A 17,879-nucleotide genomic window follows, 5' to 3' on the forward strand; every position below is an offset into this window, starting at 1 on the left:
ACGGCCGGGCGCCGCGCCACGAGCGCCGCCCCGGGCTCAGCCCGACCCGGTCCCCGGGCGAGCCCGCCCGCCCCCACCCCTGGGCGCAGACCGCGCACGCATCCCCCGAAGCCCGTCAAGGGCCCCTGATCCAGAGGCGTTTCGATGTCGGCGGGCTCTTTACTCATCTTTTCCCATGGGTCGCGCCGGGGTCTTCCGGGGGCTCGCACCCGGCCCCATCAGCGAGGGGGCTCGGGCGGTGATTTCTCGCCACCCCGTCGCGGCACGGACGGTGCCGCGGGTTTCCGTCCGGACCCTTCCCACAGCCATGTGACGTGTGAAATTGTACCCACGTTCCGCCCCAATTTGACGGAGCATCATCAATCAATCCCCCACTGTGTCCGGCCGCGCCACCCACGCGGCCGAGCAAGGCCTGGAGGCCTAGGTGAAATCCGCCCGGATATCGGGACTGCCGTACCGCGTACGGCTCCTGACCGCCACCGTCACGTCCTGTCTGGCGCTCGGACTGCTCGCGCCGCTCAGCCAGGCCGCCACCCCGAGCCCCGCCCCCGCCCCCGTCGCGCCGAGCGCGGAACGGTCCGCGCCCCGGCCCGCGCCGGACCTCGCCCCGGAGACCCGCGAGGCCGACCGGACGACCGGGTCCGTCGCCGCCGCCGAGCGGACCCCGTACCTTCCGCCGGCCAGCCCCGCCGCCACCGCCCGGCTCTCCGCCTCCCGGTCCCTGACCGCCGCCGCCTGCAACGTCAGCGACTTCACCGGCCGGACCGGCAGCGCCCTGGTGCAGCAGATCAAGTCCGCCGAACCCGGCTGTGTCAACCAGCTGTTCGCCCTCACCGGCGGCGACGCCTACGGCGCCTTCCGCGAGGCGCAGATGACGACCGTCGCCAACGCGCTCCGCGACAACACCGTCACCTACCCCGGCGACAACAGCACCTCGACCTACCAGCTGGTGCTGTTCCTGCGCGCCGGTTACTACGTCCAGTGGTACCACTCGGCGGACGTCGGCTCCTACGGCCCGACCCTGCAGACCGCGATCCGGGGCGGCCTCGACGGCTTCTTCGCCAACGCCCGGTCCAAGGACGTCACCACCGCCAACGCGGGCACCCTCGGCGAGACCGTCACCCTGATCGACAGCGCCCAGGAGAACGTCCGCTACCTGCCGGTCGTGAAGCGGCTCCTGAACGCCTACGACGCGGGCACCTACAACTCCGTGGCGGGGATGCCCGGCGCCGTCAACAACGTCTTCACCGTGCTCTTCCGCGGCCACCAGACCAGCGGCTTCCCCGCCGCCGTCCAGGCCGACCCGAGCCTGCTCGACAACCTGTACTCCTTCGTCTCCCGCAACAAGGCGCTCTTCGGCGGCGACCACGGCTACCTGCCGTACAACGGCGCCCGCGAGCTGGGCCGTTTCCTCCAGTACCCGGCCCTCCTGCCCAAGCTCAAGCCGCTGATGCGCCAGCTCGCGGACCAGAGCGCCCCGAGCGGCACCCCCGCCTACCTGTGGGCCGCCGTCTCCGAGATGGTCGAGGCGTACGACCCCGCGCACGCCGCCGACTACGGCACCGCCGACTCCGTCGCCCGGCTGCGCGCGGGCATCCTGACGATCAGCCACACCTGCAGCCCCTCCATCAAGGTGCTGGCCCAGCAGGTGACCGCCGACAACCTCGCGTCGGCCTGCGGCAGCCTCCAGAAGCAGGACGCGTTCTTCCACGCCGTCGCCCGTGACCGGGGTCCCGTCGCCGACGACCTCAACACCACCATCGAGGTCGTCGTCTTCGACACCAGCTTCGACTACCAGGTGTTCGCCGCCGCCATCTACGGCATCGACACGAACAACGGCGGCATGTACCTGGAGGGCAACCCGGCCACCCCGGGCAACCAGCCCCGCTTCCTCGCCTACGAGGACACCCGCGTGCGGCCCGACTTCCAGGTGTGGAACCTGAACCACGAGTACACGCACTACCTCGACGGCCGCTTCAACATGTACGGCGACTTCGACGCGGGCGTGTCCACCCCGACCATCTGGTGGATCGAGGGCTTCGCCGAGTACGTCTCCTACTCCTACCGCAAGCTCCCCTACGACGCGGCCATCGCCGCCGCCGGGCGCCACACCTACTCCCTGAGCACCCTCTTCGACACCACCTACCAGAACACCGACACCGAGCGCACCTACCGCTGGGGCTACCTCGCCGTGCGCTACATGACGGAGAAGCACCGCGCCGACGTGGACGCCGTGCTCGCCAAGTACCGCACCGGCGACTGGAACGGTGCCCGCACCCTCCTGAAGACCACCATCGGCACCCGCTACGACGCCGACTTCGACGCCTGGCTGACGAGCTGCGCCGCCGGTGCCTGCGCCACCAACCCGGACCCGGGCCCCGGCCCGTCGCTGCCCGAGTGCCCCGGCGCCGACCCGCGCCAGCTGGGCCAGAACTGCTCGCGCGGCAACCTGTCGGCGACCGTCGCCAACTACGCGTACCACTACCTGTACGTCCCGGCCGGGACCCGGCAGCTGACGATCACCACCGCCGGTGGCACCGGTGACGCCGACCTCTACTACAACGCGTCGAGCTGGGCCACCACCGGCTCGTACACCAGCCGTTCGGTCCAGTCCGGCAACACCGAGACCCTGACGGTGAACAACCCGCCCACCGGCTACGTCTACATCAGCCTGCACGCCAAGGAGACCTTCGCGGGAGCGAGCGTCTCCGTCCAGTACTGACCCGGGACCGGGCCACCGCCCGGCCCGGCCCGACCCGTGGAAAGGCCGCCCCGCCCCCGTACGACACGGGGGCGGGGCGGCCCGCGTTCCTCACCCCGGGGCACGGCCTAGCGGCCGACCTCCTTCGTCACCAGCCTGACCGCCTCGTCCACGTCGTCCGTGAGGTGGAAGAGCAGCAGGTCCCGCTCGGACGCCTTGCCGCCCGCGACGACCGTGTCACGCAGCCAGTCGACGAGCCCCTTCCAGTACTCCGTGCCGAAGAGGACGATCGGGAAGCGGGTGACCTTGCGGGTCTGGACCAGGGTCAGCGCCTCGAACAGTTCGTCGAGGGTGCCGAGGCCGCCGGGCAGGACCACGAAGCCCTGCGCGTACTTCACGAACATCGTCTTGCGGACGAAGAAGTAGCGGAAGTTCACGCCGATGTCGACGTGCTGGTTGAGCCCCTGCTCGAAGGGCAGCTCGATGCCGAGGCCGACCGAGACGCCCTTGGCCTCCCTGGCCCCCTTGTTCGCCGCCTCCATGGCGCCCGGACCACCGCCGGTGATGACCGCGAAACCGGCATCGGCGAGCGCCCGGCCGATCCGGACGCCCGACTCGTACTCCGGCGAGTCCTGCTTCGTACGGGCCGAGCCGAAGACGCTGATGGCGCTCGGCAGTTCGGCCAGCGCCCCGAAGCCCTCGACGAACTCGGACTGGATGCGCATGACCCGCCAGGGGTCGGTGTGCACCCACGCCGAGTCGCCCTCGGTGTCGAGCAGCCGCTGGTCCGTGGTGCCCGGCTGGACCTGCTCCCGCCGCCTCAGCACCGGTCCGAGTCGCTGCTCCTCGGGCTTCGCCATTCCCTCGGGAATGCCCATGGCCTGCTCCCTCCGCCGATCGGCGGCCCGCTTCCGGCCGCCGGCTGATCTTCTGGTCCGGTCAGCGTAGGACCACAGAGGTGACGAAACACGAAATTACGGAAGTCGGGACCACGGAAATCGGACGGTCAGGCGGTCAGCCACTCGCGGAGCCGCGCCTCGCAGTGGTGGATCCGGTCCACGACGACGTGCTCGTCCCGCTTGTGCGCGTAGATGGGGTCACCGGGGCCGTAGTTGACGGCGGGCACGCCCAGGGCGCTGAAACGGGACACGTCGGTCCAGCCGAACTTGGGCTGGGCGCTGCCGCCGACGGCCTTCATGAACGCCTCGGCCGCCGGGTGGGAGAGGCCCGGCAGCGCGCCGGGGCTCTCGTCGTCCACGACGAGGTCGGCGATGTCGCAGTCGGCGAAGACCTCCCGGACGTGCGCCAGGGCCTCGGCCGGGGAGCGGTCCGGGGCGTACCGGTAGTTGACCGTGACCGCGCAGGCGTCGGGGATGACGTTGGTGGCGACACCGCCCTCGATCGCGACCGCGTTCAGGCCCTCGTGGTACTCCAGGCCGTCGATGACGGGCCTGCGCGGCTCGTACGAGGCGAGGCGGGCGAGGATCGGGGCGGCGGTGTGGATGGCGTTGGAACCCATCCAGGAGCGCGCGGAGTGGGCGCGCTCGCCCGCCGTGTGCAGGATCACCCGCAGGGTCCCCTGGCAGCCGCCCTCGACCTGGGCGTCGGAGGGTTCCAGGAGGACCGCGAAGTCGCCCTCCAGCCACTCGGGGTGCGCGGCGGCGATCTTCCCGAGGCCGTTGAGGTCGGCGGCGACCTCCTCGTTGTCGTAGAAGACGAACGTGAGGTCGCGGTTGGGAGCGGGGACGGTGGCGGCGATCCGCAGCTGGACGGCGACCCCGGACTTCATGTCGGTGGTGCCGCAGCCCCACAGGACGCCGTTCCCGTCGAGGCGCGAGGGCACGTTGTCCGCGATCGGCACGGTGTCGATGTGGCCGGCGAGGACGACCCGCTCGGAGCGGCCGAGGCGCGTCCGGGCGACGACGTTGTTGCCGTACCGGTCCACCGTGAGGTGCGGCAGGGTGCGCAGGGCCCGCTCGATCGCGTCCGCGAGCGACTGCTCGGTCCCGCTGACGGACGGGAGGTCGACGAGGGCCGCGGTGAGCACGGCTCCGTCCTGGGACAGGTCGAGGATGCCGCCGTGCGCGGTGATGTCTGCCATGTGCCGACCCTAACGCGGCCTCCAGTACGGTGGGCCCCGTGTCCGACCCCACCCGCCCCGCCCGTCGCAGCCGCCTCGCCCGCTCGGCGGCCGCCCTCGCCGCGCTCCTCGGCCTCGCCTCCTACGTGGCCTTCCATCAGGTGACGGGGAGCAGAGGGACGCCCCGGTGCGCCGTCGGCAGCGGGGACAACCGGTACACGTTCACCCCGGACCAGGCGTCGAACGCGGCGACCATCGCGGCCGTCGGCACCGGCCGGGGGCTGCCGGAGCGGGCGGTGACGATCGCGCTGGCGACCGCGCTCCAGGAGTCGGCGCTGCGCAACATCGAGCACGGCGACCGGGACTCGCTCGGGCTCTTCCAGCAGCGGCCCTCGATGGGCTGGGGGACGCCCGCGCAGATCCTGGACCCGGTGTACGCGTCGGAGAGGTTCTACGCGGGCCTGGAGAAGGTCCCGGGGTACTCGCGGCTGCCGCTGACGGTGGCGGCGCAGAAGGTGCAGAAGAGCGGCTTCCCGCAGGCGTACGCGAAGCACGAGCCGGACGCGGCGCTGCTCGCGGCGGCGCTGACCGGCCGCTCCCCCGCCGCGCTGTCCTGTACGACGGGCGACCCGGACGGGGTGCCGGGCGATCCGGAGCTGGTGCGGGCGGAGCTGGTGCGGGCGTTCGGGAAGGGCGCGGCGCCGGAGACGGTGACGGGCGGTCCCGGCGCGGGCCGGTCGGCGGCCGGGCCGCCGGTCCTGCTGGTGCCGGTGCGCGCGGCGCGGGGCGCGGAGGCCGCGCCGGGCGCCGGGGAGGACGAGCGGCGCGGCTGGGAGCTGGCGCAGTGGGCGGTGGCGCGGGCGGGGACGCTGCGCCTCACCGAGGTGACCTTCGGGGACCGTTCGTGGCGCGCGGGCGAGGCCCGCGGCGGCTGGTCGAAGGTGTCCGGGGCGCTCGCCACGGACGGGGAATCGGTCCGCGTACGACTCGCTCCCTAATCGGTCATCCGTACGGTGGTTCACTCGGGCGCGGCATGGACGCGGGGTGGGCCGGAAGAAATTCACCACGTTTCCGAGCCGCTTTTCACGGCGTGCGCCCCGACTGCCCAATCCCCTTGGGACAGAAGGGAAGTGACGGTTCGCCAACTGGCCGCGCAATGACGTGTTCGTCCACCTTCCTCCCCACCCGACAATACGACGCATTGCCAATTCTTTACCTTCGGCCTCCGCAACCTCACCCGCCCCAGAGCCGGTTGTCAGTGCGACCGAGCACCACCTCGCACCTCGTCGAAGGAGCACCATGTCCCTCCCCATGACCCGCCGGATCGCCCGCGTCGCCCTCCTGATCGCGGCCGGAGCGGCCCCCGTGGTCGGTGCGGCCGGCTCCGCGAGCGCCCTGGACCAGAACCTCTCGCCGACCGGCGCGCTCGGCGGCCTCACCGCCCTGGACACCGCCGGTGCCGGTACCGCCGTGGACACCGCCGCGCAGACCGCGACCGGTGTCGTCGGCGCCACCGGCGCCCAGGCCGTCGGCACCGCCGTCCCCGCCGCGGGCAAGGCCGTCGGCACGGCGGGCCGCACCGCCACCCCGGTCGCCCAGAAGGTCGCGGGCGACACCGCGGGCAGCGCGGGCGAGGTCATCGGCAAGACGGCGGGCGCCGCGGCGGAGAGCGCCGAGGGCCCGACCGGCGGCGCGCTGGGCGGCGGCCTCGGCAACCTGCCCACCGGCCAGACCCTCGGCGGCCTCCCGATCGGCTGAACCACCGGCCCCACGACCGGCTGGACCACCGGCTGAACCACCGGGGGCGTCCGCGCCGCGGCCGACGACGGCGCGGACCGCACCCGGGAACCGCTGAGGGCCCGGGGAGCATGTGCTCCCCGGGCCCTCAGCGCTGTCCGGGGCACGGAGCGAGGCCGGGACCCCGAGGGGCCCCGGGGCCCCGGAGGGCGCCGCGAGGTCCCTGCCGGGGCCCGGCGGGGCCGCGCCCCCCGCGGGTCAGCCCAGTCGCTCGACGGCCGCCGCCACGCGCTCGTCCGTCGCCGTGAACGCGACCCGCACGAACCGCTCCCCCGCCTCGCCGTAGAAGTCGCCGGGCGCCACCAGGACGCCCTTCTCCGCCAGGTACGCCACGGTGTCCCAGCACGGCTCGTCCCGGCTCGCCCACAGGTACAGGCTCGCCTCGCTGTGCTCGATCCGGAAGCCGTGCGCCTCCAGGGCCCCCCGCAGCGCCGCCCGCCGGGCCGCGTACCGCTCCCGCTGCTCGGCCACGTGCGCGTCGTCACCGAGCGCCGCGACCGTCGCAGCCTGCACCGGGGCCGCCGTCATCATGCCGCCGTGCTTGCGGATCAGGAGCAGCTCGCCGAGCACCGCCGCGTCGCCCGCGGCGAACGCCGCCCGGTATCCGGCCAGGTTGGAGCGCTTGGACAGCGAGTGGACGGCGACGATCCCCTCGTACGAGCCGCCGCAGACGTCCGGGTGCAGGACGGAGACCGGCTCGGCCTCCCAGCCCAGCTCCAGGTAGCACTCGTCGGAGAAGACCAGCACGCCGTGCTCGCGCGCCCAGGCCACGATCCGGGTCAGCTCCTCCTTGCCGAGGACCTTCCCGGTCGGGTTGGACGGGGAGTTGAGCCAGAGCAGCCTGACCCGGGCCGGGTCCAGGTCGGCCACCGGGTCGTCGTAGACGACGGGCGTCGCCCCGCAGAGCCGCGCGCCGACCTCGTAGGTCGGGTAGGCGAGGCGCGGGTACGCGACCTCGTCCCCGGCGCCGAGTCCCAGCTGCGTCGGCAGCCACGCCACCAGTTCCTTGGAGCCGACCACCGGCAGCACGTTCTCGTGGACGAGGCCCACCGCGCCGAGCCGACGGCCGCACCAGCCGGTCAGCGCGTCCCGCAGCTCCTTCGTGCCCCACACCGTCGGATAGCCCGGCGAGTCCGCCGCCGCCACCAGGGCCTCCTGGATCAGCGCGGGAACCGGGTCGACGGGCGTGCCCACCGACAGGTCCACGATCCCGTCCGGGTGCGCCAGGGCCGTCTTCTTGTACGGCTCCAGCTTGTCCCAGGGGAAGACGGGCAGGCGCGAAGAGACTGCGCTCACGGGTTCGCTCTCACTTCCTGTACGTACGGAGAAACGCCTCGGTCCCGCACGGCGGCCGACGCCGTACGGGACCGGATGCGGTCGATCAGCCGTTCTGCGGCGGCAGGGCGGCGATGAAGGGGTGGTCCCGCTCGATCTCACCGAGCTTGGAGGCACCACCGGGCGAACCGAGCTCGTCGAAGAACTCGACGTTCGCCTTGTAGTACTCCTTCCACTCCTCCGGGGTGTCGTCCTCGTAGAAGATCGCCTCGACCGGGCAGACCGGCTCACAGGCCCCGCAGTCGACGCATTCGTCCGGGTGGATGTACAAGGACCGCTTGCCCTCGTAGATGCAGTCGACGGGGCACTCCTCGATGCACGCCTTGTCCTTCACGTCGACACAAGGCTGCGCGATGACGTAGGTCACGCTGTCGTTCCTCCTCGATAGGGCTGGTCTGCGCGGGAGCGCGGCGTCGTCGATGCCCGCACCTAGTATCTCCGTTCTCGGGGGCGATCCGAACAGGAGGGGCGGAGAAGCTGTGGAATTCACCGGCGACGGACGTCTTGAGGTCCGAATTACCAGCATTGACGTGGGAAAGCGTGTCTCCGTTCGGTACGTGACGGAGCACCCCGAGCCGGGCGCCAGGTTCACCGACGCGGTCGGAGTTCTCACATCATGGGACGACGCTGTGCTGCTGATCACACGAAAGAGCGGCGAGAGCGTCCGGATCGCGGAATCCTCGCTGGTCGCCGGAAAGCTCGTCCCCGCCGCCCCGGCCCGCCGCCGGGGCCCCTCGGCCACCTTCGCCGAACTCGCGCGGGCCACCGCGCGCGCATGGCTGCCGGTCGAGAGCGAGGCCCTCGGCGAGTGGACCCTGCGGGCCGCCGACGGCTTCACCCGCCGCGCCAACTCCCTGCTCCCGCTGGGCGATCCCGGGCGGCCCGTGGAGGAGGCCCTGGAGCACACGCGCGCCTGGTACGCGGCCCGGGGACTCCCCGCGTACGTCCAGACCGCCACCGGCGCCGAGGGCACCCAGGAAATGCTCTGCGCCGAACTCGACCGGCTCGGCTGGCGCCGTGAGGTCTCCGCCGAGGTGCGGACCGGGGCCCTCGCCCCGATCGGGGACCTCGACGCCGACGTGTCCGCCGTCCGTCTCTCCCGCGCCGTCGACGACCCCTGGCTCCGCCGCTACCAGCGCTCCGGCGAGCCGGGTCCCGCGGTGCGCGCGGTCCTCGCCTCGGGTCCCAGCACCTGGTTCGCGTCCGTACCCGGCCCCGGGGAGGTGCCCGCGGCCATCGGCCGGTGCGTCGTCGACGGACGCTGGGCCGGGTTCATGGCCGTCGAGGTCGATCCGGAGCAGCGGCGCCGGGGGCTGGCGACCGCCGTCATGGCCGCCCTCGCCCGACAGGCCCTCGACGAGGGCGTGTCGGCCGCCTGGCTCCAGGTGGAGGCGGACAACGACGGGGCGCGCGCCCTCTACGACGGGCTCGGCTTCGCCCCCCACCACCACTACCACCACTACCGGTGGGCGGCGGCGTGACGCCGGACGCGGCCCCGCAGGACCCGCCGGACTGGCGGCGGGAGTTCGCCGAGGAGGCCCGCTCCGAACGGCCCGACCTGGCCCGGCTCTGCCTGCTGATCGGGGCGGTCGCCGACCCTTCCGTGACCCGGCACGACCTGAACGGGGCCGAGATCGAACTCGACCGGCTCGCCGGGCTCGTCCCGTACGCGACCCGGGTCACCGGCGACTGGACCGGCACCCTCGCCGCGCTCCTCGGCGACCGCGAGGGCTTCGTCGGCGTCCCCTCCGACTACCAGCGGCTGGAGTCCTCCCTGCTCCACGAGGTGCTCCGGCGCCACCGCGGGCTGCCGATCCTGCTGTCCGTGGTCTGGATGGAGGTCGCCCGGCGGGCCGGTGCCCCCGTGTACGGGCTCGGGCTTCCGGGCCACTTCGTGGTGGGCTTCGGCGACCCGGCCGATCTGGACCTCGCCGATCCGTTCGCGGGCGGCCGGGCCATGACCGGGACCGACGCCGAACTCCTGGTGGCGGGTGCGACCGGCGAGGCCCTCGACCGCTCGATGCTGCGGCCCGCCGAACCGGGGGCGATCGCGCTGCGCGTCCTCAACAACATCCGCGCCTGGGCGGCCCCCCGCCCCGAACGCTCCGACGTCGCCCTGTGGGCGGTGGAGCTCGCCCTGCTGCTGCCCTCCCACCCGGCCCGCCTCCGTCAGGAACGCGCCGAGCTGCTCGTCCGGCGCGGTGACTTCCTCACCGGGGCGGCCGAGATGGAGACCTACGCGCGGGTGATGGACGCGGTGGACCCCGAGGCCGCCGCCACGATCCGGCTGCGCGCCCGCGCGGCCCGCGCCCGGCTCAACTGAGGCCTCCGGGCCGTACGCGCCGGGCCCCCGGCCGACAGGGGTCGGACGGGGGCCCGGGGCGGCTCGCGGAGGGACCCTCAGCCCTCGCCGCTGAGGTCGATCGTCTTCGTCCGCTCCGCCTCGGTCCTGCCCAGGAGGGCGTCGCGCATCACGAAGGCCACGTCGTCGGCGGACACCTGGTGCTTGGTGCCGTCGCCCTTGGTGATCATGATCCCGTCGAAGGCGCCGTCGAGGAGCCGCTCGATCGCCTTCTTGTCGTAGACCTCGACCAGACGCCCGTCGACGGCCTTCATCGAGAGGATCTGCGGCAGCGAGCGCGTCGGGCCGAACTGGATCTGCTTGCCGCCCGCGATGATCGTGATGCGGCCGGACATGGCGGGCTCGGCGAACTCCCGCATGGCCCGGTCCAGCTCCTCCTTGGAGATGCTCGGCTGACGGACCGTGACCGGCAGCACGACCACCGTGGACCGGCCGGTCTCCACCTGGGCGCGGAACGCGTCCCGTACGGAGATCATCGAGAGCCGTACGTCGAGGCCCTTGCCGGGCTTGCCCTCGACCGGTGTGATCTTGCCGGGGGAGAAGAGGATCGTGCCGTCGGTCGCCGAGGCGGCCGAGCCCGCGAGGTCGGACAGCGCGACCGCGAGCTTCTCCTCGTCGACGGGGAGGACCGGGCTGGCGACCCGCTCGCCGCCGAAGAGGGAGCCGATCACCGACACCGGGTTGTAGTCGCTGCCCGCGGCGCCCCTGACGGTCTCCTGGCTGTCCAGCGCCAGACCGGCCTTGTCCGGGGCGAGCTGGACCTTGTCGCCGCCGATGTCGAGCCGGAGCGGGGTGCGGGCCCGCTTGCCCAGGGCCGCTTCCAGCGTGTTGACGGCCTCCTCCTTCGTACCGCCGCCGATGTCCACCCCGAGGACCGTGGTGCCCTTGGGCACGTCGGAGTGGTTGAGCAGCAGTCCGGCGCCGTAGGCGACCCCCGCGAGGCCGAGGACGGCGACGGCGAGGAGGACCAGCTTGGAGCGTCCCTTCTTCGCCGGTGCGGCGGACGCCGCCGGGCGCGGGGCGGGCGCGGGGGCCGGGGCGGGCGCCGCCGTCTCCTCGATGCGCGGGGTGAGGTTCGGCCGGGCCGCCTTCGGCGGGACGACCGGGATGCCGCTGGTGAGCGTGTCCCCGGAGACGCGGCCCGCGCCGCCGCCCTGGCCGGGGCCGGTGCCCGGCACCGGTGCGGGGATCTGCGGGGTCAGGATCGCGGTGTCGTCGGAGAGGCGCGGGGCGGTGCCGCCGGGGGCGGTGGGGAACGGGGAAGCCGCGCCCTGGCCCTGGCCGCCCGGGAAGGGGGCGGTGCCGGGGACGCCCAGCGAGGCGGTACCGGTGACCGGCCCGGTGGTGGGCCCGGTGGGGGCAGCGGGGCCGGGGGGCACGGGCGTACCGCCCGCGGGGGTCCCGCCGTACACCGGGGTGCCGTCGTACACCGGGGTGCCGCCCGCCGGGGTGCCGTCGTACGCGGGGGTCCCGTCGTACACCGGGGTTCCCCCCGCCGGAGTGCCGTCGTACCCGGGAGTGCCGTCGTACATCGGCGTACCGCCCGCCGGGGTCCCGCCGTACGGGGGCGTGCCCCCCTGCGGGGTGCCGCCGTACACCGGGGTTCCTCCGGCCGGGGTGCCGCTGTCGTACAGCGGGTTGCCGGGGGCCGGGAGGGCGGAGGTGACCGGGCGGCTCGACGGGGTGCTGCCGACCGTCGGGACGCCGGAGGTCGCCGAGCCCGCGAAGCCCGTGCCCTGGGTGTCCGGCCCGAGGGGGCCCGGAGCGGGCCTCGGGGCCTGGGCGGGAGCGGCGGCCGGGACGGGAGCCGTGACGGGAGCCGGGGTCTGGGGCGCCGCCTTACGGGGGGCGAACCAGTCGCTGGGCTCCTTGGCCTTCGGCTCCTCGGCGTGCGGCGGCTCGGGGGCCGCCACCGGCTCGGGCTCCGGCTCCACGGCGGGAACGGGCTCGGCCGCCGGTTCCGGCGCGGGCGCCTCGTTGACCGTCTTGCGGACCACGACCGGCGGGATCGGACGCGACCCCGGGATGTTGATCCGGATGCGGGTCGTCAAGGTCGTCTCGGTCTTGGGCTCCTCGGGCGGCGCGGACGCGGCGGTCTCCTCCGCCGCGTCCCGCGCGGGATGGAGCGACGGATACTGACGGGATCCGTACGGCGGGGTACCCGAGGGGTACGCGGCTCCACCGCGCCCCTGGGCGCCGGAGGACGGGCTGTCAGTCTCTCGACCAGTTTCACGACTCAAAGCAGGATCTCCCGGTTGGCTCCACCGCCCGCTCTTGCTGATGCTCGTGTTGTCCCGGGCGGTTCGGCGGCGCGCACCACCATACTGGCCGCCGCCGTCACATACCCGACGCCTGGGGGGCGTACGACGGTCAATCCGGCCGAAGTCAGGCGGTCAGCGGGTCAAGTCGGCCTGTTCACGCCGTCGGACGCGGCAGCCGGGACAGCGTGGTGCACATCACAGCGGCGGCCATGCCCCCGAAGAGGAACAGCAGCTCGCCGACTCCGCCGCCGAACACCCCGTCGCCCTCGGGGCGTCCGAAGCTGAGCAGGATCACCGCGACGAGCCAGCCGCCGCCGCCCGCGGCGACGCCGATCTGGGTGCCGGTGGCGCGCAGCCCCCCGTAGAAGAGACCGGCGGTGGCGAGGAGGCCGAGGAGCAGACCGCCGGGGAACCAGGCGGCCTGGACGAGGGCGCCCGCCGCGCCGACGAGCAGTCCGAGGACGGCGAGGCCCGCGTACCAGGCGAACCGGGCGTTGCGGGAGACCGGGGAGGCGACGGGGGCGCTCACGCGGTCACCCCCGCGAAGAGGTCCGTCTCGCGGGTGCCCGCGGGGGCTCCGGGAACACCGTGCACCAGTTCGTAGTACTCGGTGGTGAAGAGGGGCTGGCCCAGATCGTTGGAGAGGGCGAAGAACGGCCCGTCCACGGCGACTTGGGTGAGGTGCGCGGCCATCGCCGCGCTCTTGCGGGCGGTGAGCTCGGGGCCCGCCTCGATCGCGGCGGTGATCCGGGCGTCCTCGACGACTCCGGGCACGTCGCCGATCGTGGCGTCGGCGGGGAAGACGGAGCCCTCGGCGCGCAGCCGGGCGAACCCCGCCTCGGCGACCGGGCGCGGGACCCGGTTCCAGTAGATCTTGGCGATGGCGTGGGCCGGTCCGAGGTCGGGGCGGAAGGCCGGGTCGGCGGCGAGTTCGGCGGCGCGCGTGGCGACCCGGTGGGCCTGGATGTGGTCGGGGTGGCCGTAGCCGCCGTCGGGGTCGTAGGTGACGAGGACCTGCGGGCGGGTCTCCCTGATCACCTCGACGAGGTGGGGGGCGGCGGTGTCGACGTCGGTGTTCCAGAACGCGTGGGGGCGCCGGTTCTGTTCGGCGCCCATCATCCCGGAGTCGCGGAAGCGGCCGGGGCCACCGAGGAACCGGTGGTCGGTGACGCCCAGCTCCTTCATCGCGGCGGCGAGCTCCTCGGCCCGGTGGGCGCCGAGCCGGTCCTCCCGGTCGGGCGCCAGATGGGCGAGACCGGGCGGGATGACCTCGCCCTCCTCGCCGAGGGTGCAGGTGACGAGGGTGACGAGGGCGCCCTCGGCCGCGTACCTGGCCATGGTGACGCCGTTGTTGATCGACTCGTCGTCCGGGTGCGCGTGCACGAGCAGCAGACGGCGGGCGGGGAGATCGGACATGTCCCCACCCTACGAGGTCCGGGCCGGAGAAGGATCAGGACGTGGGCCGCCTCAGAACTTGAGGCCCCCGATCATGCCCGCCACGTTGGTGGTGAGGGTGCTGATGGAAGGAGCGAGGGACGAGCTGGCCAGGTAGAAACCCAGGAGTGCGCAGACCGCCGCGTGTCCGGCCTTCAGCCCGGATTTCCGGATCAGAAGGAAGACGACGATCGCCATCAGCACCACCACGGAGATCGAGAGTGCCACAGCGGTTCACCTCCACACTTCTTCGGTCAGACGTTTGAGTATTCGAGCGGTTCGGGCCAGGCGCATGTGCCAGCCGGGTACATACCCACCTAGCGCTACGGATCATAACTATCCGTGCCATCGCATCGATCGGCGGACGGAGGCACGAGGGGGGCGCACAGCGCTACTTTCGGCCGCGCGATCCTGCCTCCGAAGCCGCCCTCCGACTCCCCCGACGGGGAGCGCGTGGCCTTCGCGCGGTCCGGCACGGGCACCGGCCGGACCCGTCGGCTCCGGGGGCCCCGGCCTTCCCCGCGAAGGCGGTGGCGCGCCTTCGGAGCGGGACCTCGCCGGCTCCGGTGCCCTGCGGGTGGTCGGGGCGGACGGTTCCGGCCCCCGGGAACGGGCCGCTCCGGAAGTCCCGTACGCCTCCTGGGAATTGGCCGAATCCATCGCCTCCGAGAAGAGGGGACGGGACCGGGTTCTCCGGTGCCGCCGGGACTCGGGTCGTCGGCCGCCCGCCGGGTCGGGCCGGGGCGGCGCGGTCCGGGTCACCAGCCGGGCGGCTGGGGGTACGGCGGGGCCGGGGGCACCGTCCGGTGCGGGGGCCGGGGGTCGGCGGCGGGGGCGCCGCGCCCGGCGAGGAGGGCGATGACGGCGGTTCCGGCGAGGAGTCCGTAGGCGGCGGTGAGGACGGCGAGGCGGTCGGCGGTGGGGATGTCGGCGAAGTGGCCGACGAGTTCGTACCGGACGGTCCTGGCGGCCTCGGCGAGGCCGCCGAGGGCGAGGAACGTCCCGGCGAGGAGCCCGAGGGCGCGGGCGTGCCGGGCGCGGGTGAGAGCGGCGACGGCGGCCGTGCCGTAGAGGGCGACGAGGACGAGGGAGAGCCAGGCGGGCGGCGGGGCGAGGGCCGCCTTGAGGACGGACCGGCCGCCGGTGAAGCGGTCGACGGTGATCTCCAGGGGCAGTTGGGAGGCCCAGTACAGCTCCCAGGCGGCCAGGGCGAGCGCGGCGACGGCGAGGAGGGTTCCGGCGGCGACGGCGGGGCCGGTGCGGGGGCGGGTGGGGAGTTGTTCGTGTCCGGCGGCCCGGCGGCGGCCGACGGTGGCGACGACGAGGAGTCCGGCGGCGAGGGCGAGGGCGAGGAGGGCGGTGACGAGGACGCCGCTGTCGTGCGACCAGAGGCCGGGGAGCCGTACGGCGAGGGTGGCGGAGCCGGTCGCGACGAGGGCGGAGGCGGCGTGCCGGGAGCGGATCGAGGCGACGGCGGTGACGGCGGAGACGAGGAGGAGGACGGGGTCGGCGAGGGAGGTGGCGGAGCGTCCCCGGATGAGGAAGTGGTGGTCTCCGGCCCAGTACCACGCCAGGTCGGCGGGGGAACCGAGCGCGGCGAGGTCCTTGAGCACCCATATGGTGGCGAGGAGGGTGAGGGCGGCGCAGAGCGCGGCGCCGGTGAGGCGTGCCGGGCGTGTCACAGTCACGGACCCGATACTCACGGTTGCCACGGCCGGGCACAAGCGGTTCCGGGGAACCCGTGCGCGAAGGGTGACCGGCCGGTGCGGCAGGACCGTTCCGGTCGGCCCGCGGGGCCCGCACGGCGTCCGCGCGCCTGTGGGCGGGGCCGTGTTCCGGGGCCGGTTCGCCCGGGTCGCGCCGGGGTCAGACCGGCTCGGGGGGCGTGCCGCCGGTGGTGCCGTTCTCCGGCGGGACGACCTGCTTCTCCTCGGCGAAGTGGCAGGCCGAGTCGTGTTTGGCCGGGCTGTCGACGAGGCGGAAGACGGCGGGGACGGCCAGTTCGGGCACTTCGAGGGAGCAGCGTTCCTGGGCCTTCCAGCAGCGGGTGCGGAAGCGGCAGCCGGAGGGGATGTTCGCCGGGGAGGGGACGTCGCCGCTGAGGATGATGCGTTCGCGGTGGGCTCGGGCGCCGGGGTCGGGGACGGGGACGGCGGAGAGCAGCGCCTGGGTGTAGGGGTGGGTGGGGTGGTCGTAGATCTGGGCGTCGCTGCCGATCTCGACGATCCGCCCGAGGTACATGACGCCGACGCGGTCGGAGATGTGCCGGACGATCGACAGGTCGTGGGCGATGAACACGTACGAGAGGGAGAACTCGGACTGGAGCTTCTCCAGGAGGTTGACGACCTGGGCCTGGACGGAGACGTCGAGGGCGGAGACCGGTTCGTCGGCGACGATGATCTCGGGCTGGAGCGCGAGGCCCCGGGCGATGCCGATGCGCTGGCGCTGGCCGCCGGAGAACTGGTGCGGGTAGCGGTTGATGTACTCGGGGTTGAGGCCGACGACGTCGAGGAGGTCCTGGACCTTGCGGCGGCGGTCTCCCTTGGGGGCGACCTCGGGGTGGATCTCGTACGGCTCGCCGATGATGTCGCCGACGGTCATGCGCGGGTTGAGCGAGGTGTACGGGTCCTGGAAGACCATCTGGATGTTGCGGCGGACCGCCTTGAGGGCGCGAGGGGAGAGGGTGGTGATGTCCTCGCCCTTGTAGCGGATGGTGCCGGACGTCGGCCGTTCCAGGTTGACCAGCATCTTCGCGACGGTCGACTTGCCGCAGCCGGACTCGCCGACGATGCCGAGGGTCTCTCCGGCGGCGAGGTCGAAGTCGACGCCGTCGACGGCCCTGACCGCGCCGACCTGCTTCTTGAAGAGGATGCCCCGGGTCAGCGGGTAGTGCTTGTGGAGGTCCCGGACTTCGAGGATGGCCTCAGCCATGGAGGCACTCCTTCCAGAAGTGGCAGGCGCTGGAGCGGGGTACCGGGGAGTCGGTCACGTCGTACAGCGGGGGCACGTCGGTGCGGCAGACGTCCTGGGCCAGGGGGCAGCGCGGGTTGAAGGCGCAGCCCGGCGGGATCTTGAGCAGGTTGGGCGGGAGTCCCTTGATGGCGTAGAGGTCCTGGCCCTTCTGGTCGAGGCGGGGGATCGATTCGAGGAGGCCCTTGGTGTAGGGGTGGGCGGGGGCCTTGTAGATCTCGTGGACGGGGGCGCGTTCGACGATCCGGCCCGCGTACATGACGGCGATCTTGTCGGCGACGTCGGCGACGACGCCGAGGTCGTGGGTGATGAGGATGAGTCCCATCCCGAGTTCGCGCTGGAGTTCGGCGAGGAGGTCCATGACCTGGGCCTGGACGGTGACGTCGAGGGCGGTGGTGGGCTCGTCGGCGATGATCAGGTCCGGTTCCAGGGCCAGCGCCATGGCGATCATGATGCGCTGGCGCATCCCGCCGGAGAACTGGTGGGGGTACTGGCCGACGCGTTCCTTGGCGGCGGGGATGCGGACCCTGTCCATGAGTTCGACGGCCTTGGCCCGGGAGTCCTTCCGGGACATGCCCCGGTGGACCTGGAACATCTCGCCGAGCTGTTCGCCGACGCTGAGGACGGGGTTCAGGGAGGAGAGCGCGTCCTGGAAGATCATCGCCATCTTCGCGCCGCGGATCTTGCGCCGCTCGTCCTCCTTGAGCTTCAGGAGGTCCTTGCCCTGGAAGAGGATCTCGCCCCCGGTGATCTTTCCCGGGGGCGTGTCGAGGATGCCCATGACGGCCTGGGCGGTGACGGACTTGCCGGAGCCGGACTCGCCGAGGACGGCGAGGGTCTCCCCGGTGTCGACGGAGTAGTCGACGCCGTTGACCGCCTTGGCGACCCCGTCCCTGGTGTGGAACTCCACGTGCAGGTCGCGCACTTCGAGCAGCATGG

16 protein-coding genes are annotated in these 17,879 nt (G+C 73.2%); 5 read left to right on the forward strand and 11 right to left on the reverse strand.

Annotation, left to right across the window (positions count from 1 at the left end; genetic code table 11):
• Positions 1-424: 424 nt before the first annotated feature.
• The gene (locus ACIO92_RS17455; protein ID WP_401242654.1) at positions 425-2,722 is read left to right on the forward strand and encodes a M9 family metallopeptidase; all 2,298 of its coding nucleotides are present in this window, start codon (positions 425-427) and stop codon (positions 2,720-2,722) included.
• 107 nt (positions 2,723-2,829) lie between these two features.
• Here the strand turns inward: ACIO92_RS17455 and ACIO92_RS17460 are convergent, their stop codons facing one another.
• Positions 2,830-3,579 carry a TIGR00730 family Rossman fold protein gene (locus ACIO92_RS17460; RefSeq protein WP_366440144.1) on the reverse strand — a complete coding sequence of 250 codons (750 nt, stop codon included), beginning with the start codon at positions 3,577-3,579 and terminating at the stop codon, positions 2,830-2,832.
• Between the two features lie 128 nt (positions 3,580-3,707).
• The gene (dapE, locus tag ACIO92_RS17465) at positions 3,708-4,802 is read right to left on the reverse strand and encodes a succinyl-diaminopimelate desuccinylase (RefSeq protein WP_366440143.1); all 1,095 of its coding nucleotides are present in this window, start codon (positions 4,800-4,802) and stop codon (positions 3,708-3,710) included.
• Between the two features lie 29 nt (positions 4,803-4,831).
• Here dapE and ACIO92_RS17470 point away from each other — a divergent pair, with 29 nt between their 5' ends.
• Positions 4,832-5,779, forward strand: a complete 948-nt coding sequence (locus tag ACIO92_RS17470) for a hypothetical protein (protein ID WP_401242657.1) — start codon at positions 4,832-4,834, stop codon at positions 5,777-5,779.
• Between the two features lie 301 nt (positions 5,780-6,080).
• Positions 6,081-6,539, forward strand: coding sequence for an ATP-binding protein (locus tag ACIO92_RS17475; RefSeq protein WP_366440141.1), 459 nt, complete (start codon positions 6,081-6,083; stop codon positions 6,537-6,539).
• 237 nt (positions 6,540-6,776) lie between these two features.
• Here ACIO92_RS17475 and dapC read toward each other — a convergent pair whose 3' ends face one another.
• Positions 6,777-7,874, reverse strand: a complete 1,098-nt coding sequence (dapC, locus tag ACIO92_RS17480; protein ID WP_366440140.1) for a succinyldiaminopimelate transaminase — start codon at positions 7,872-7,874, stop codon at positions 6,777-6,779.
• 85 nt (positions 7,875-7,959) lie between these two features.
• The gene (fdxA, locus tag ACIO92_RS17485) at positions 7,960-8,280 is read right to left on the reverse strand and encodes a ferredoxin (protein WP_351792596.1); all 321 of its coding nucleotides are present in this window, start codon (positions 8,278-8,280) and stop codon (positions 7,960-7,962) included.
• A 112-nt stretch (positions 8,281-8,392) separates the two neighbouring features.
• Here fdxA and ACIO92_RS17490 point away from each other — a divergent pair, with 112 nt between their 5' ends.
• Positions 8,393-9,394: a GNAT family N-acetyltransferase gene (locus ACIO92_RS17490; protein ID WP_402281600.1), complete on the forward strand. Its 1,002-nt coding sequence runs from the start codon at positions 8,393-8,395 to the stop codon at positions 9,392-9,394.
• Positions 9,391-10,236 carry a transglutaminase-like domain-containing protein gene (locus ACIO92_RS17495; RefSeq protein ID WP_366440138.1) on the forward strand — a complete coding sequence of 282 codons (846 nt, stop codon included), beginning with the start codon at positions 9,391-9,393 and terminating at the stop codon, positions 10,234-10,236. Before ACIO92_RS17490 ends, ACIO92_RS17495 begins: the two co-directional genes overlap by 4 nt.
• A 77-nt stretch (positions 10,237-10,313) precedes the next feature.
• Here the strand turns inward: ACIO92_RS17495 and ACIO92_RS17500 are convergent, their stop codons facing one another.
• The 7 genes from ACIO92_RS17500 to ACIO92_RS17530 all read right to left on the reverse strand — a co-directional run bounded on the left by ACIO92_RS17500 (position 10,314) and on the right by ACIO92_RS17530 (position 17,877).
• Positions 10,314-12,326 carry a hypothetical protein gene (locus tag ACIO92_RS17500; protein WP_402281598.1) on the reverse strand — a complete coding sequence of 671 codons (2,013 nt, stop codon included), beginning with the start codon at positions 12,324-12,326 and terminating at the stop codon, positions 10,314-10,316.
• Between the two features lie 364 nt (positions 12,327-12,690).
• Positions 12,691-13,065 (reverse strand): DUF6113 family protein, encoded by a 375-nt coding sequence (locus ACIO92_RS17505; protein WP_366440136.1) that lies wholly within the window; start codon positions 13,063-13,065, stop codon positions 12,691-12,693.
• Positions 13,062-13,952: an N-acetyl-1-D-myo-inositol-2-amino-2-deoxy-alpha-D-glucopyranoside deacetylase gene (mshB, locus tag ACIO92_RS17510; RefSeq protein ID WP_366440135.1), complete on the reverse strand. Its 891-nt coding sequence runs from the start codon at positions 13,950-13,952 to the stop codon at positions 13,062-13,064. The genes ACIO92_RS17505 and mshB overlap by 4 nt, the downstream gene beginning before the upstream one ends.
• A 51-nt stretch (positions 13,953-14,003) precedes the next feature.
• A complete protein-coding gene (locus ACIO92_RS17515) occupies positions 14,004-14,198 on the reverse strand; it encodes a hypothetical protein (RefSeq protein WP_188270068.1) in 195 nt (64 codons plus the stop codon).
• 530 nt (positions 14,199-14,728) lie between these two features.
• A complete protein-coding gene (locus ACIO92_RS17520; protein WP_366440134.1) occupies positions 14,729-15,658 on the reverse strand; it encodes a hypothetical protein in 930 nt (309 codons plus the stop codon).
• A gap of 178 nt (positions 15,659-15,836) precedes the next feature.
• Positions 15,837-16,901: a dipeptide ABC transporter ATP-binding protein gene (locus ACIO92_RS17525; RefSeq protein WP_366440133.1), complete on the reverse strand. Its 1,065-nt coding sequence runs from the start codon at positions 16,899-16,901 to the stop codon at positions 15,837-15,839.
• Positions 16,894-17,877, reverse strand: coding sequence for an ABC transporter ATP-binding protein (locus ACIO92_RS17530; protein ID WP_366440132.1), 984 nt, complete (start codon positions 17,875-17,877; stop codon positions 16,894-16,896). Before ACIO92_RS17530 ends, ACIO92_RS17525 begins: the two co-directional genes overlap by 8 nt.
• Positions 17,878-17,879: the final 2 nt, after the last annotated feature.

It is taken from the genome of Streptomyces sp. NPDC087215 (assembly GCF_044744885.1).
Classification (GTDB): Bacteria; Actinomycetota; Actinomycetes; order Streptomycetales; family Streptomycetaceae; genus Streptomyces.